13 protein-coding genes are annotated in these 14140 nt (G+C 67.2%); 4 read left to right on the top strand and 9 right to left on the bottom strand.

What is annotated here, in order from left to right:
- Position 1: 1 nt before the first annotated feature.
- From RIT73_RS09115 to RIT73_RS09105, 3 genes are read right to left on the bottom strand one after another with little or no spacing between them, the layout of a single operon-like run.
- On the bottom strand, positions 2-1171 hold the full coding sequence (locus RIT73_RS09115) for an NAD(P)/FAD-dependent oxidoreductase (protein WP_309131757.1): 1170 nt from the start codon (positions 1169-1171) through the stop codon (positions 2-4).
- Positions 1168-1872, bottom strand: a complete 705-nt coding sequence (locus RIT73_RS09110) for a class I SAM-dependent methyltransferase (RefSeq protein ID WP_309131756.1) — start codon at positions 1870-1872, stop codon at positions 1168-1170. The genes RIT73_RS09115 and RIT73_RS09110 overlap by 4 nt, the downstream gene beginning before the upstream one ends.
- Positions 1869-3002: a type III polyketide synthase gene (locus RIT73_RS09105; protein WP_309131755.1), complete on the bottom strand. Its 1134-nt coding sequence runs from the start codon at positions 3000-3002 to the stop codon at positions 1869-1871. Before RIT73_RS09105 ends, RIT73_RS09110 begins: the two co-directional genes overlap by 4 nt.
- 207 nt (positions 3003-3209) lie before the next feature.
- Between RIT73_RS09105 and RIT73_RS09100 the strand changes: the two genes are divergently transcribed.
- From RIT73_RS09100 to RIT73_RS09085, 4 genes are all read left to right on the top strand, one after another.
- Entirely contained in the window at positions 3210-3758 is a 549-nt protein-coding gene (locus tag RIT73_RS09100; RefSeq protein ID WP_309131754.1) for a hypothetical protein, read from the top strand.
- 111 nt (positions 3759-3869) lie between these two features.
- Positions 3870-4955, top strand: a complete 1086-nt coding sequence (locus RIT73_RS09095; RefSeq protein ID WP_309131753.1) for a YihY/virulence factor BrkB family protein — start codon at positions 3870-3872, stop codon at positions 4953-4955.
- A gap of 29 nt (positions 4956-4984) precedes the next feature.
- Complete coding sequence (locus RIT73_RS09090) at positions 4985-5845, top strand: SDR family oxidoreductase (RefSeq protein WP_309131752.1); 861 nt, start codon at positions 4985-4987, stop codon at positions 5843-5845.
- An 11-nt stretch (positions 5846-5856) separates the two neighbouring features.
- On the top strand, positions 5857-6924 hold the full coding sequence (locus RIT73_RS09085) for a hypothetical protein (RefSeq protein WP_309131751.1): 1068 nt from the start codon (positions 5857-5859) through the stop codon (positions 6922-6924).
- A 9-nt stretch (positions 6925-6933) separates the two neighbouring features.
- Here RIT73_RS09085 and RIT73_RS09080 read toward each other — a convergent pair whose 3' ends face one another.
- From RIT73_RS09080 to RIT73_RS09055, 6 genes are all read right to left on the bottom strand, one after another.
- On the bottom strand, positions 6934-7749 hold the full coding sequence (locus tag RIT73_RS09080) for an SUMF1/EgtB/PvdO family nonheme iron enzyme (RefSeq protein WP_309131750.1): 816 nt from the start codon (positions 7747-7749) through the stop codon (positions 6934-6936).
- Between the two features lie 56 nt (positions 7750-7805).
- On the bottom strand, positions 7806-8612 hold the full coding sequence (locus RIT73_RS09075) for an ATP-binding cassette domain-containing protein (protein ID WP_309131749.1): 807 nt from the start codon (positions 8610-8612) through the stop codon (positions 7806-7808).
- The gene (locus tag RIT73_RS09070; RefSeq protein ID WP_309131827.1) at positions 8609-9628 is read right to left on the bottom strand and encodes an iron chelate uptake ABC transporter family permease subunit; all 1020 of its coding nucleotides are present in this window, start codon (positions 9626-9628) and stop codon (positions 8609-8611) included. Before RIT73_RS09070 ends, RIT73_RS09075 begins: the two co-directional genes overlap by 4 nt.
- A 73-nt stretch (positions 9629-9701) precedes the next feature.
- Entirely contained in the window at positions 9702-10769 is a 1068-nt protein-coding gene (locus RIT73_RS09065; RefSeq protein WP_309131748.1) for an ABC transporter substrate-binding protein, read from the bottom strand.
- Between the two features lie 237 nt (positions 10770-11006).
- Positions 11007-12194: an FAD-binding domain gene (locus RIT73_RS09060; protein WP_309131747.1), complete on the bottom strand. Its 1188-nt coding sequence runs from the start codon at positions 12192-12194 to the stop codon at positions 11007-11009.
- Positions 12194-13693: an FAD-dependent monooxygenase gene (locus RIT73_RS09055; protein ID WP_309131746.1), complete on the bottom strand. Its 1500-nt coding sequence runs from the start codon at positions 13691-13693 to the stop codon at positions 12194-12196. Before RIT73_RS09055 ends, RIT73_RS09060 begins: the two co-directional genes overlap by 1 nt.
- Positions 13694-14140: the final 447 nt, after the last annotated feature.

Below are 14140 nucleotides of genomic sequence, written 5' to 3'. Positions count from 1 at the left end.
GTCAGCCGGCCAGGGCTCGGCGCATCGTGAACGCCCGGGCCAATGCTCCTCGGGCCGGGGTCGACAGAGCGGCACGCAGCAGCACGTCGCGGGCACGGGCCCGGGTGATGGACATCGGCCGGCCGAGGCGCATGTTGAACTCGGCCTGCCTCGCTGCCGCCCGCGCCGCGGAGATCCGTCGCCGTTCGAAGTGCTCGGTCGCAGGCAGCTTCTGCAGAGGAATGCGGGAGGCCAGAGACTGCAGGATCAGCGGAGCCAACGCCTGGGCGTCGAGCCATCCCAGAGTCATTCCCTGCCCACCGATGGGGCTGATCTCATGGGCGGCATCGCCGATGATCGCCGCAGATCCCACCACCAGGCCCGCAGCCAGTCGCCGCCGGACTCCGAAGGCACTGACCATCGTCGCTGTCGCGGGGTCTGGTGCGGTCCCGATCCGATTCCTGATGAGGGAGGCGAGGATCGCCGGATCCTCGGGCCTGGGCGCACGAGACGTGTGGACCACCCAGCGTCGCATCCCTTCCGGCAGAGGGAACGACTCGACGACACCCGCGGGTTCGAGGTGGACCGCGGCCACCGGATCCCGGTGCGGGTCAGCGAAGTCTCCCATCAGGTAGCAGTCGGGCGATCGAGTCAGCGACTCCGCGAGCCCGGCGCTGCGACGCACTGTGCTGTGCGGGCCATCGGCGCCGACGACGACTCGTGCCGACCACTCGATGACGTCATCGGAGCTCACGGTCCGCGCCCGCACCTGCACGTGATCGTCTGCCGCCCTCACCGCGATGACCTCCGAGCCGAAGCGCAACGCGCCCGGCGCCAGCTGCGCCAACCGTTCGGTGAGCAGGGCTTCGGTGCGCCGCTGCGGCAGCGTGAGCACATAGGGTCGCTCGGGCCATGCCGTGGCGAAGCTGAGCTCGCCGAGGAGGCGGCCCCGACTCCAACCGGTGCCCGAACGCACCTGGACCCCTGCGGTCACCGCCGCCTCGGCGAGGCCGAGTTCGGTCAGGACGACGAGAGCGGGAGGGTGCAGGCCGATCGCTCGCGAGTGCTGCCTGGAGCATTCCCGTCGTTCCAGGACGACGACGTCGACGCCGCGCTGCGCCAGCAGCCCGGCCAGCACCAGCCCGGTGGGCCCGGCGCCGATGATGAGCACATCGCAGCGGGAGCCGGTCACCCGACCCCCGCTGCCTCGTCGATGACGAGGTTCCGCCAGGGTCGCTGACGCTGAATCTGCCACCCCGGAGCCGCGGCCCGCAGTTCGGTCGTGGTGAAGCTGCGCCTGATCGAGGTCAGCCCATCGGCGCGGATGAAGGAACCCGGGAAGAACGGCCAGGTGCCGGCGGAGAAGAGGAGGTAGGCGGCAGAACTGCGGCGGATGTCGCTGTGGACGACGCGGATCCGGGCCAGCTGCCGGGAGTCGTCGAGCACTGCCCGGAAGTCCTCGGGTTCGAGGTGGTGGAGCAGATGGTTGGAGATGACCAGGTCGAATGAGCGGCCGGCAGCGACGAGATCGGCGCTCAGCGCCCGTTCGTACTCCACCCCGGGAACAGCAGGAGCTCGGGTGGCCCAGGAATGGGCACGCTCATCGGGGTCGGCGGCGGTGACACGAAGGTCGTATCCGTCTGCGGCGGCCCACCGCGCCAGGGCGCGGGCCAGGTCGCCGCCTCCGGATCCGATGTCGAGCAGGGTCGTGGGAGCGCCTCGGCGCAGGACCGGGCGGAGCAGATTGCGATACGTCAGCCGCCAGCCGGACACAAGGCGATTGACGATGCGGAACTGGGCATAGGTGCGCTCGAGTCTGCGCAGGTCGCAGTCGGGGTCGTCCATCTGCTCGCGGGCGAGGAGATCGCGCCGGCGCAGGTCGGGCAGGATCACGCGGTGGTGCCGAGGGTCGTGAACAGACCGGTCTCGACGGTCAGTCCGGGACCGAATGCCATGGAGCAGATGCGTTCGCCATCACCGGATCCCGGCTGCTCGAGGATCTGTTTGAGGACGAAGAGCACCGTCGCGCTGCTCATGTTCCCGTAGTCGCGCAGCACCGTCCGCGAGGGTACGAGCTGGTCCTCGTCGAGGTCGAGCCGGCGTTCGACCTTGTCGAGGATGCTTCGTCCGCCCGGGTGGATGGCCCAATGGTCGATCTGCCTGTACTCGAGGGCGGCCAGGGACTCGTCATGGGCGAGCAGAGGGTCGAGCGCACCGACGATGTGATCGTCGATGATCTTGGGGACGTAGGTGCCGAGGACCATCTCGAAGCCATTGTCGCCGATGTTCCACGCCATCGCCTCCTCCCCGACCGGTGTGAGCACGGTTTCGAAGTGGTCAAGGCGCAATGCCCTGCCGGCGCCGAACTCCCGGCCGGTGATGAGGGCGGCCGCAGCGCCGTCGGAGAACAGGGAGGAGCCGAGGATGGTGTCGGGGTCGTCGGAGACCCGCACATGGATGCTGCACAGTTCGGCGCTGACGACGAGGACCACGGCGTCCGGGTCGGCATCGCAGATCGTCTTCGCCTGCCGCAGGGCGGGAAACGCGGCATAGCAGCCCATGAATCCGAGGTGATAGCGCTGCACGGACGGGGCGAGGCCCAGTTCCCGCACGATCCGGTAGTCGGGCCCGGGTGAGAAGAAGCCGGTGCAGGAGACGGTGATGACATGGGTGACGTCATGTGCGTCGAGGTCGGGACAGGAGTCGAGAGCGGCCCGGGCGGCGGCGACGAAAAGGGGACCGGCTTCGCTGACGTAGATGGCGTTGCGGGTGCCGGTCGAGGGGTTGAGGATCAGTGATCGGGAGGCGTCGAAGAATCTCGGCGATTCTGCGGTGGCGTCGAAGCTCATCTCGTCGACGACGCTGTGACGGCGTTCGATGCCGGAGGAGTTGAAGGCGGCGCCGATCAGCCGTTTGGCCAGGTCGCTGATCTCCGGTTGGGCGGCGAAGACGTCGCGGACCTCGGTCTGGTTGAGCACGGTGTCGGGGACGGCGACTTCGAGGGATCTCAGCGTGACGGTCATGACTCATTCTGATGCGAGTCTTCCGATATTGGCAAGGGTGTCTGTCGCGAGATGCCTGAACGGTCGGAGGCGACAGCGCTGTCCCCTCCGGGAGATCACGGGTCACGCCTGGTGGGGTCCGAGCTGACGCCTGCAGGCGGATGCCTGCGGCCCGGGCCGGACAGTAGCGTCGAGGACGTCCCATCGATCCCACTCAGGAGAACCCCTATGAGCACCCCGACCACGTCCCCCACCACCTCGAGGTCGATCATCGACCGGCTGCGCTTCCCCGTTGTCACGGCTTATCTCTGGATCATGATGACCTTGTTCGGGGCCATCGTCCTCGAGACGCTGATGATCTACCCGAACGTCTTCGCGAACCCGCCGGAATCCCTGGCGCTGGCGATGGAGTTCCTCTCGGTCACCGGACCCAGCGATGTGTTTCCGCCCTTCGGACTGGCGTGCTGGATCCTCGGTGGCGCGTCGCTGGTGCTGACGATCCGCATCCGCGGTGTGCGCGGGTGGATCGCACTCAGCCTGATCGCTCTGGTGGCGGAGGGCCTCGCCTCGATCCTGTTCTTCTGGCCGCGCAACGACATCATGTTCACGGAGGGCCTGGCCGTCCACTCCGCCGAATACCTCATCCAGGTCGCCCACGAGTTCGAGACGTGGCACTGGATCTCCCGGATGACGTCCAACTCGATCGGAGCGGTATCGGTCTTCGTCGGTCTCCTCGCCCTGCACCGGGCTCGGGTGCTGGCGGGCCGGACCCAGTGATGATGCACCGGGGCCGGGGCACGTGCCGGATTTTTGCTCGGTCATCGCGGTGATCTCCGGTTAGGATCGAGGCACCTTGTCCCAGAGCTGCCACTGCGAAGAGGAGCTGAGATGTCTTACATCGTCCGCAAGCGCAAGAACGACGACCCAGCAGACGCCCCTCATCCTGACGACGAGCGCAAGCCGGGCTCCCCCACCGACCTGACGAAACCGTCATGGAAGTACCTGCTCAAATCGACGATGCGCGGATTCTCCGAGGACGGTTGCACAGACCTGGCGGCCGGGCTGACCTATAGGACCGTGTTCTCGATGTTCCCAGCGCTGCTGGCCCTCGTCTCGATCCTCAGCCTGTTCGGCCAGAGCGGTCAGACCCTGACCACGGTCCTCGACGAGGCGGAGAAGGTCGTCCCGGGGTCAACCTGGAGTTCGGTGCGCCCGGCAGTCGAAGCGGTGCTCACGGCACCGGCCCCCGGCCTCGGTCTGCTCATCGGTCTGCTCACCGCCCTGTGGTCGACTTCGGGCTACATCAAGGCCTTCGGGCGGGCGATGAATGACATCCACGACGTTCCCGAGGGTCGGGGATTCGTCAAGCTCAGCCTCCAGATGTACCTGCTCACCGCGCTGGTCCTCGTCCTCGGGGCCATCGCGCTGATCATCTTCGTCCTCTCGGGCCCGGTGGCGGAGACCATCGGCGGCCTCATCGGCCTCGGCCCCGCGGCGCTGACCGTGTGGAGCATCGCCAAGTGGTTCGTCCTCGCTTTCGTCGTCGTGTTCCTCCTGGCCCTGCTCTACTACGCGACCCCGAACGTCAAGCAGCCGAAGTTCCGGTGGATCAGCATCGGCGCATTCGTCGCGATCATCGTCTCGGCTCTCGCCACCGCCGGGTTCTTCTTCTACGTCGCGAACTTCGGCAACTACAACGCCACCTACGGGGCTCTGGCCGGTGTCATCATCTTCCTGCTGTGGGTCTACATCATCAACGCGATCCTCCTCTTCGGCGCGGAGCTCGACAGCGAGATCGAACGCGCACGCGAACTGCAGGCGGGAATCCACGCCGAGGAGACGCTTCAGCTGCCTGCGCGTGATACGAAGGCCAGCGACAAGAAGGAGCAGAAGCGAGAAGAGGCCATCGCCGAGGCCCGCAATCTGCTCAGGTCCCGGGGCGACAGCACCGACGACCCGAACGCCAACCGCTGATCCGTTTCAACCCGTGAAGGAGAGAACTCATGACTCAGCCCTCCGCTCCACAGACGATTCCCGCACAACAGCAGACCCCTCCGGGTACCACCGCGAAGATGGACCCGAAGCCCGATCACGGTGAGGAGAGCTACCGCGGATCCAGCCGCCTCCAGGACAAGGCCGTGGTGCTCACCGGCGGCGACAGCGGCATCGGCCGTGCCGTCGCGATCGCCTATGCCCGCGAGGGAGCCGATCTGCTCATCTCGTACCTCGACGAGCATGAGGACGCCGAGGAGACGAAGAGGTGGGTCGAGGAGGCCGGGCGCCGCTGCGTCCTCGTCCCCGGCAACGTCGCGGAACCGGCGCATTGTCGGGCGATCATCGACCGTGCCGTCGATGAGTTCTCACGCATCGACGTGCTCGTCAGCAACGCCGCCTTTCAGATGACCCGTGATTCGGTCGAGGACATTCCCGATGAGGAATGGGACCACACGATGGCCACCAACCTCGACGCCTTCTTCCACTTGACGAAGGCGGCGATCCCGCACATGCGGCCCGGTTCGGTGATCATCGGCAGCACCTCGGTCAACTCCGATTCCCCGCCGCCGCAGCTGCTGCCCTACAACGTGACGAAGGCGGGAATCGCCAATATGGTCGGATCGCTGGCCCAACTTCTCGGGCCGAAGGGAATCCGAGCCAACAGCGTCGCACCGGGACCGATCTGGACTCCGCTCATCCCGTCGACCATGCCCGAGGATCAGGTGCAGGACTTCGGATCCCAGACTCCTCTCGGCCGTGCCGGCCAACCGGTGGAGCTGGCCCCCGTGTACGTGATGCTCGCCTCGGATGAGGCCAGTTACGTCTCCGGGGCGCGGGTCGCCGTCACCGGCGGTCAGCCGATCCTCTGAACGGCATGCCGATGAGTGAGCGAGTCCTGTACCCCCTGCGCCTGAGCGCATCACCGCGACCGCTCGTCTTCGGCGGTCACGCGATCGCCAAGCGCCTGGGCAAGGACGCTATCCCCGACTGGTCCATCGCCGAGACCTGGGAGGTCAGTGACGTCGACGGAAGCATCGGTGAAGTCATGAACGGCCACCTGGCCGGCACGCCCCTGCGCAGGATCGTCGCCGATCATCCCGAGGAACTGGTGGGCCCGGGATGGTCCGGTGACTGGTTCCCGGTGCTCACCAAGTTCATCGATGCGGCCGGTGCCCTACCCGTGCATCTCCACGCCGACGACGAGCGCGCTCAGCGTCTCGAGGGTCAGCCCAACGGCAAGACCGAGGCCTGGCACATCCTCGACGCGGCTCCGGGGGCCACCGTTCTGTGCGGGGTCAAGGCCGGTGTCAGCGCCGAGGAGGTGCGCACGGCCCTGGAGGCGCAGAACTTCGATGCTGTCCTGCGCCGGCTTACGGCGCGGCCCGGGGAGACGATCTACGTGCCCGGCGGCACCCCGCACAGCTTCGGTCCGGACACGCTGATCTACGAGATCGAGCAGACCTCGGACATCCAGCAGCACGCGATGCGGTGGCAGATGGAGGACGGTTCTCACGTCCCCGACGAGGAGTTCGATTCGAACCTCGACATGCTCATGGAGGAGATCGATCTCGACTCGCGACCGGATTTCGTCCCGGGGCTGCGCATCGCCGTGGGCGACGGCGTCGAGCGGGTCTTTCTCTGCGCGAGCCCGTATTACGCCCTCGAACGATGGCGCGCGGGAACTGCCGAACCACTGCGACATACGTTCGCCACCGCTCAGATCCTGACCAACGTCGGCGCGCCCGTGCGAGTGACGAGCGGTGATTGGAGCGAGGAGCTGGGTCGAGCGCAGACGCTGCTGCTGCCGGCCGAGTGCGGTGAGGTCGAGGTCACCGGTCCCGCAGATGTCCTCTTCGGCTGCCTTCCGGACCTGGAGCGGGACGTCATCGTCCCGCTGACCAGGGCCGGGTACTCGCGGGAGGTCATCGCGAGCCTCGGCGAGGTGTGAGCCCGACCATCAACGCAGCGGGGTCCAACCGAAGCCGACCGGTTCCCCGCTCCTGGCCCGCTCGCGGTCGCTGCGGTGCGACCACCCCTGCGCGGACTGGTTTCCGGGGTCGCCCACCGCGCCACGAGCAGGGCGGAAACCGACGTCGTCGAGCCGCGCTGAGGGCATGCTTCCCCGGCGCACAGAAGCACGGACGCTCCACGGTCTGTCGGCCCAACCACCTCCACGCAGCACCCGGTAGTCGACATAACGGGCGGGGTCGACGTAGTCCCAGCACCATTCCCACACATTGCCCAGCATGTCGTACAAACCGAAGGCATTGGGTTGTTTGAGCCCCACATCCACAGCGGACGTCATCTCGTCATCGCCGGTCCACGCGATGTCGTGGAGCGGTCCGTAGTGCGGTCCGGCCGTCCCGCCCCGGCAGGCCCATTCCCATTCGGCCTCCGTCGGAAGCCGGAACCCGTCCGCGCTCACATCCCATCCGACGTCCGCCTCGGCATCGGCACTCGCCTCACCGTTGCTCTCCGCCTCGACGTCGGCTTCGACCCCGGCGGAGGAATACGCCCGGCCCAGCCCGGCGGCGGCCGATGCACGGTCACACCAGTGCACTGCCTCGGTCCAAGTGATGGAGTGGACCGGCGCGTCCGGACTCTCACCGGCAGGGACATGGGTGCCCAGCACGCTCGTGTACTGCGCCCAGGTGACGGGAGTCTGCGCCAGACTGAAACGCTCGAGGTCGACCGGGCGCGAAGTCTTCCTCCGCGCATCGTGCAGAGTGAGTCCACCGCCCGGAATAGGCACCATCAGCGGCAGGTCGGTCATCGGGGCAGCCGGGAGTCGAGGTCATGCATACTTCCGACTATAGATGATGTGGCCGTTCAGGCGATTTCGGCCTTGCTCCGTTCGGGAATGCGGTCGCGACCGGGGACGATGAAGGTGATCCGGACGCGTCCGGTGGATTCGTCCGGCACCACCTCGGCGTCGACCTCGTAGACCTCTCTGATCAGCTCCCGGGTGAGGACCGTGGCCGGAGGACCCGCGGCGACAGCGCGCCCGGAGTCGAGGACGACGACGGAGTCACAGAACATTCCGGCCAAGTTGAGGTCGTGGAGGGCGATGATGCTCGTCACCTCGAGGCCGGAGACGAGATCGAGAAGGTCGAGCTGGTGTCGGATGTCGAGGTGGTTCGTCGGCTCGTCGAGCAGCAGCTCGCGTGGCTGCTGGGCCAGCGCGCGGGCGATATGAGCACGCTGCCGCTCCCCGCCCGACAGCGACGTCCACAGTCGATCGGCTTTGTCGCTTAGCCCGACGCGATCCAGGGATTCGGCGATCACGCGGTCGTCGTCAGCCGAGGCGAAGCCGAAGAGCGTGCGATGCGGCGTGCGGCCGAGCCGGACGACGTCGTGGACGGTGATGTCGGTGTCGGTCTCGGCGTGCTGGGTCACAGCGGCGATCCGCCGGGCAACGGAGCGCCTGCCCACAGTCGTGATGTCAGCTCCGTCGAGGGAGACCGTCCCCGCGTCGGGCCGCGAGACGGCCTGGAGCAGACGCAGCAGCGAGGACTTTCCTGATCCGTTGGGTCCGAGGAGCCCGATCATCTGCCCGTCCTCCGGAATCAGGCTCACCTCGTCGATGACGAGGACTCCCCCGCGCTTCCAGGACACTCGGTCGGCACGCAGCGTCATGGGCGGTTCCTCCGTCGAATGAGCAGGAGCACGAACACGGGCACCCCGATGAGCGCGGTTCCGACGCCCACCGGCAGCGGGGTCGGCGCGAAGGCGACCCTGGATCCGGCGTCGACCCAGACCATGAAGAGGGCGCCGAGGATCGCTGCGGCAGGGATGATGCGGGAATGGCGCTGTCCGAAAAGCAGGCGTGCCGCATGCGGCAGGACCAGGCCGACGAAGCCGATGGCTCCGGCCACGCTGACCAGTGCGGCGGTGACGAGAGCGGTGAGGGTGAGCAGAACGATCCGGGTGCGGGTGACGCTGATGCCCAATGAGGCGGCCACATCCTCGCCGAACGCGAAGGCGTCGAGGCTGCGCATGTGGAAGAGGGCGATGACGACGCCGAAGAGGGCGACCGTGACCGTGAGCACGACATCGTTCCAGCGCATGCCTTCGAGGGATCCGAGCAGCCAGAACATCACGCCGCGCGTCTCGTCGGAGTCGGCGAAGCCGAAGATCACCAGCGAGGTCAGGGCCGAGAACAGCTGGGTGCTGGCGACGCCCGCGAGGACGATGCTGCCGGTGCCCGCCGACGAGTAGCGGGCAAGGAGGAGCACGAGCCCGAACGCGATCAGCGCTCCGATGAACGCTCCGCCGGAGAGCCCGATCGCCGATCCGCCGAGTCCGAGCATACCGATGAGGACGGCGCCGGTCGACGCTCCGGAGGAGACGCCGAGGATGAAGGGGTCGGCCAGAGGGTTGCGCAGCAGCGACTGCAGAATCGCTCCGCACACGCCCAGGCCCGCTCCGCACGCGGCGGCGACCAGGGCCCTTGGCAAACGTTCCTCCCACACGATCGCGTCCTCGGAGACGCGCACCGGGATGGTCGTGAGACCGAAGTGATTGGTCACGACGTCTCGGACGTTGACCAGCGACACCTCGGCGGGTCCGAGTGTCACCGCCACGGCGACCGAGGCGAGGAAGGCCACGATTCCGGCGCCGCTGAGGACGAGAGCGACGACGGTCGAGGGCATCCGCAATGACCGGGTGCGGTCGGACCCAGTCGCGTGGACCGGGGCGGGAACCACCTCGGGACGAGTGCTGGGTTCAGCTCGCACCGGCGCCGCAGCCCCCGGATTCCTTCGTCCAGGACTGGATCTTCTCCAGTCCTGCCACCGACCGGATGGACGGGTTCATCTCCGCGCCGTGGAGGGCGATGAAGCATTCGTTCTGCACGGCGCCCATCGTCTTCGTCAGCGGATCCGACTTGAGGAACTCGATCTTGTCGTCGAGGCGGTCACCGGGGAAGCGGTCCCGCTGGAGGTCACCGAGAACGATGATCTCTGGGTCCTTCTCGACGAACGTCTCCCAGCCAGTGGCCGGCCAGTCGTCATCGACGTCGGAGAACACGTTCTCCATTCCCGTCATCGATGCGAGCATCGAGGCGGAACCGTACTTACCAGCGATGTAGGGAGTGCGAGTGTCGGCGAACCAGAACGCCACGGTCTTCCCCTGCAGGTCCACTCCCTTCAGTGCGGCATCGGTGCGCGACTGCAGTTCGCTGATGAGCTTCTCCCCGCGATCCTTGACGTCGAAGATCGCGGCCATGTCTCGGATCTCCTGGTAGAGGGAATCGAGGGTCAGCAGCTGTGTTCTGGTCCCACCGCCGTTGATGCTCGTGCCGCCTTCGCAGTCGGTGGGTGAGAGGTACGATTCGATTCCGGTCTCGGCCAGGCGGTCCCGTGAGACAACCCCGCCCTCTTCGTTGTAGTGCCGGCCGAACGAAGCCGTGACGAAGTCGGGGTCCGCGTCGAGGACGACCTCGTAGGTCGGGGCATCGTCGGACAGGCGGGGAACCTGCTTGTTCGCCTCAGCGAGGGAATCGAGGATGGGGTCCGTCCACGAGGCAGCGCCGGCAATATGCTCCTCAAGCCCGAGCGAGAGGAGGATCTCTGTCGAGTTCTGGTCGAGGGACACGACATTCTGCGGCGCGCTCTCGATGGTGATCTCACGACCGCAGTTCTCAATCGTCAGCGGATACTCCGTCTTTCCCTCTCCCTGGCCCGAGACCTTCTCCTCTTCGACGACTTCGGACGCCCCACACCCGGAGAGTGCAAGCACGACCGCGGCGGCCACTAGGCCCGAGCACCGCTTGAGAGAGCGTACAGCTGACATGTTTCCCCACTTCACGAAAATCAACGGAACGAACTGAGGTTAGGCTACCCTGCGATGCAAAGCAATTCCTGTCCGGATTCGAAGACTGAGGCCGAGGGACGCCAACCAGAAGAAAGTTCAGCCACCGGCTTCTGACCGCCGGGCAGCCCGCACCCCGGCCCCGGATCGCTCCGATCCGGAGCCGGCTCGCATTCAACCGACTGTCGGGGCAACGCTGATTGTCGGGGCGCCGTGCATTCAGCCGGTTCTCGGGGGCCCGTCCGGCAGCCGGATCCGGTCCCGCAGACTTCGGTTCAGGGCGAGATCGAGAACGAATGGCAGCCCCATGAGCTTCATCAGCGCATTGCGTCGGACCAGCTGGAACCGGCCGCGGGGCGCGAACACCATCGACAGCCGAAGAGCGGCATCCTGTTTGGACCGCACGAAGTCCGCCAGGCGCTTCTCGTAGCCTGCGAACGCGGCGAGATGGTCGCCCTCAGCACGGTCCAGCTCTGTGGCGAGCGTGTACGCCTCGATCATCGCCAGCGCCGACCCCTGCCCGGCGAGCAGCGAGGGCGCTGCCGCCGCATCGCCGATCAGCGCCACGCGGCCCCGGGACCAGGTCGGCATCCGGACTTGGCTGACGCGATCCATGTAGAAGGTCCGCGTCTCCTTCATCCGGCTGATCATCTCCGGCACCTCCCAGCCGACCCCGTGCATGCGTCGCCGCAGCATCTCCTGCTGTGCCCGGGCATCGTCGTGGGGCAGCTGCTCGTCGCTGCGGAACGTGAACAGGAACATCGTCGCGTCCTCCCGCGTCGCCAGACGGAGGGCCTGCATTCCCACCTCGGCGTGAGTGACGACGATGTTCTCTTCCCGCGGACGGTACCCGGTGACGTCGAAGGCAGCGACGGTGATCCCGAGGAACCTTTCGAACTGCTCGTCGGCGCCGAAGACGAGGCGGCGGGTCAGGGAGTGTGCTCCATCGGCGCCGATCACCAGGTCGAATTCTCGCGCCCCTCCATGAGCGAAGTCGACGTGGACGCGGCCCCCATCGTCTTCGAGAGAGCGCACGCTGTCGCCGAAGATCGTCTCCACCCCGTCGCCGAGGCTTTCGAAGATCGCTCTCGCGAGGTCGGAACGGGCAATGCTGATGTAGCGTCCCTCGACGCTGTCGACGGCCCGGCGCGGATCGAAGCGGGCGATCGTCCGCCCCGCCTTCGACACATCGCGCATCTCCTCCAAACGGCAGCCCAGCTCCTCCAGTCTAGGGACGATGCCCATCCGTTCGGCGACACGGTACCCGGCGCCCCAGAAATCGATGAGATAGCCGCCTCGCCGAGGTTGCGGCGCCCGTTCGACGAGAGTCGGCTCATGCCCGGAGCGTCGGAGCCAGTGAGCCAGAGTGTGACCGGCGACCCCGGCCCCGACGATGAGGATTCTCATCACATGTCTCCTCTCGATTCCTCGCCACCCAGCGGCTGCCCGAACCAGGTACGCAACCGGTCCTCGAGCCCCGCCTGGTCCCCTCCCGCCCACGCGATATGTCCGTCCGGGCGCAGCAGCAGCGCAGCAGCTGCGATCTCGGAACTCGCTGCCACGACCCGATCGACGCGATCACCCCAGCCGCTCGTCGAGAGCCGGCCGGTCCCGTCGAGCAGCAGACCGCGTCCGCGATGCACGAGTCCGTAGAGCCGCCCCTGAGTCAACCTGATGTCACGCATCCGCCGGCCGACGAGGCCGCGCCCGTCACCAAATCCCTGCCCGCCGGCGTGCCCGGGTCCGTCGGCGTCGTCACCGAGGTCGTAGCGGATCCCGATGCCGGAGACCAGCTCCATCAGGTACCGGCTCACGTCCTCGAACCGCATCAGTTCCGTGAGCAGGCGCCGCACTGCCTGCGGGCCCGGCTCCGGCGAGATCAGCTCCGATTGGGCGCGAGTCGCGGTGAGCACGTCGACGGCAACGGGACGGCGCTCGGACTCGTAGGTGTCGAGCAGCCCGGCCGGCGCCCAGTCATTCACCTCGGCAGCCAGCTTCCAGCCGAGGTTGAAAGCATCCTGGATGCCGAGGTTGAGACCCTGGCCGCCGAGAGGCGGGTGCACATGTGCCGCGTCCCCGGCCAGGAACACCCGAGGGCTGCGGTAATGCTCGACGAGACGGGTCGCATCCGTGAACCGGGACAGCCAGCGCGGAGAATGGACGCCGAAGTCGGTGCCCGCATAGGCCTGCAGCTGCGCCCGGAACTCATCCAGGCTCGGAGGGGTGGTGCGATCCTCGGAGACCGTCGCAGCAGGAACTACGCCCCGAAGCAGTCCGTCGCCGGCAGGGCCGATGCCGAAACCGCGATGTGTCTTGCGGACCTCGGTCACGATCGCTGCCATCTCGTCGGCCGGCATCGTCGCCTCGACCTCCCCGAGGATCCACTCCGTCTGCGCCGCCTCCCCGGGGAACTCGAACCCCAGCTGCCGGCGGACCAGACTGCGGCCGCCGTCGCAGCCGATCACCCAGGGTGCGCTCAGCCGTGTCCCGTCGGCGAACTCGACGGTGACCGATTCCTCGTGCTCGACAAGACCGACGACTTCCTGCCCGCAGCGCAGTTCTGCTCCCAACTCCGCCGCCCGCTCGGCCAGCAGCCGGTCGGTCACCGTCTGCGGGATCCCGAGCAGGAAGCCGTGAGCGGTGTCCAACGATGCCGAGGCCGCTGCTTGGATCCCAGCGAAACCGTGACCGCCCAGCGGATGCTTCTGGCCATGTTCGAGGAACCTCTCGAGCAGACCGCGCTGGTCGAAGATCTCGATGCTGCGTGGATGCAGACCCAGCGACCGGACCAGCGGACTCTGCTCGGCCTCCTTCTCCACGATCACCACATCCACCTGCTGGAGCCGCAATTCGCTCGCCAGCATCATTCCGGTGGGACCGCCCCCGATGATGATCACGTCCGCCATGAATCCTCCTCGACCCTGGCCCGAACAGTCCGTCCTGGTCGGGCAGTGTCGTCAATCATGCCCCCGCCCCTGGGTCTTGCGGCAAGCCCCCTGGCGAACGATATCCTGGAACTGGAGGAAGGCCCTCGATGCTCAAGAACGAGGAACTCGGGCCGGTCGCCTCAGAGACGCTCAGTGTGCCGTGGCGCAGACACCAGTCCGGCGGACCAATCGGCCAGAGGGCTCGACCAGATGATCGCGGCGAGGGTGCCGAACGCAAGGGTCACCAGCCCGATGACGGTGCCGAGCAACCCGACAGCGGAAAAGAGTCCGGCAGGGCTGGCGTGGTAGTCGTCGAGGGCAGCGGTCAGTGAACGCTCCGGGGATGGGGGCGAACTGCGCCAGAGTATAGGCGAACGCGGATGCCCATGCGCGGGCTCGGGCCTCATCGACTGCGGCACGGAGTTC

The organism is Brevibacterium sp. (assembly GCF_031179145.1).
Lineage (GTDB): Bacteria > Actinomycetota > Actinomycetes > Actinomycetales > Brevibacteriaceae > Brevibacterium.
The sequence above is the reverse complement of the archived record's forward strand: the minus strand, read 5'-3'. Positions and strand labels throughout refer to the sequence as shown.

What these genes read in the sequence shown, in the direction of transcription:
- RIT73_RS09085 (WP_309131751.1), top strand. Translation starts at nt 5,857, where the DNA reads ATGAGTGAGCGAGTCCTGTACCCCCTGCGCCTGAGCGCATCACCGCGA.
- RIT73_RS09060 (WP_309131747.1), bottom strand. Translation starts at nt 12,194, where the DNA reads ATGAGAATCCTCATCGTCGGGGCCGGGGTCGCCGGTCACACTCTGGCT.
- RIT73_RS09105 (WP_309131755.1), bottom strand. Translation starts at nt 3,002, where the DNA reads ATGACCGTCACGCTGAGATCCCTCGAAGTCGCCGTCCCCGACACCGTG.
- RIT73_RS09095 (WP_309131753.1), top strand. Translation starts at nt 3,870, where the DNA reads ATGTCTTACATCGTCCGCAAGCGCAAGAACGACGACCCAGCAGACGCC.
- RIT73_RS09070 (WP_309131827.1), bottom strand. Translation starts at nt 9,628, where the DNA reads ATGCCCTCGACCGTCGTCGCTCTCGTCCTCAGCGGCGCCGGAATCGTG.
- RIT73_RS09075 (WP_309131749.1), bottom strand. Translation starts at nt 8,612, where the DNA reads ATGACGCTGCGTGCCGACCGAGTGTCCTGGAAGCGCGGGGGAGTCCTC.
- RIT73_RS09080 (WP_309131750.1), bottom strand. Translation starts at nt 7,749, where the DNA reads ATGACCGACCTGCCGCTGATGGTGCCTATTCCGGGCGGTGGACTCACT.
- RIT73_RS09100 (WP_309131754.1), top strand. Translation starts at nt 3,210, where the DNA reads ATGAGCACCCCGACCACGTCCCCCACCACCTCGAGGTCGATCATCGAC.
- RIT73_RS09090 (WP_309131752.1), top strand. Translation starts at nt 4,985, where the DNA reads ATGACTCAGCCCTCCGCTCCACAGACGATTCCCGCACAACAGCAGACC.
- RIT73_RS09055 (WP_309131746.1), bottom strand. Translation starts at nt 13,693, where the DNA reads ATGGCGGACGTGATCATCATCGGGGGCGGTCCCACCGGAATGATGCTG.
- RIT73_RS09065 (WP_309131748.1), bottom strand. Translation starts at nt 10,769, where the DNA reads ATGTCAGCTGTACGCTCTCTCAAGCGGTGCTCGGGCCTAGTGGCCGCC.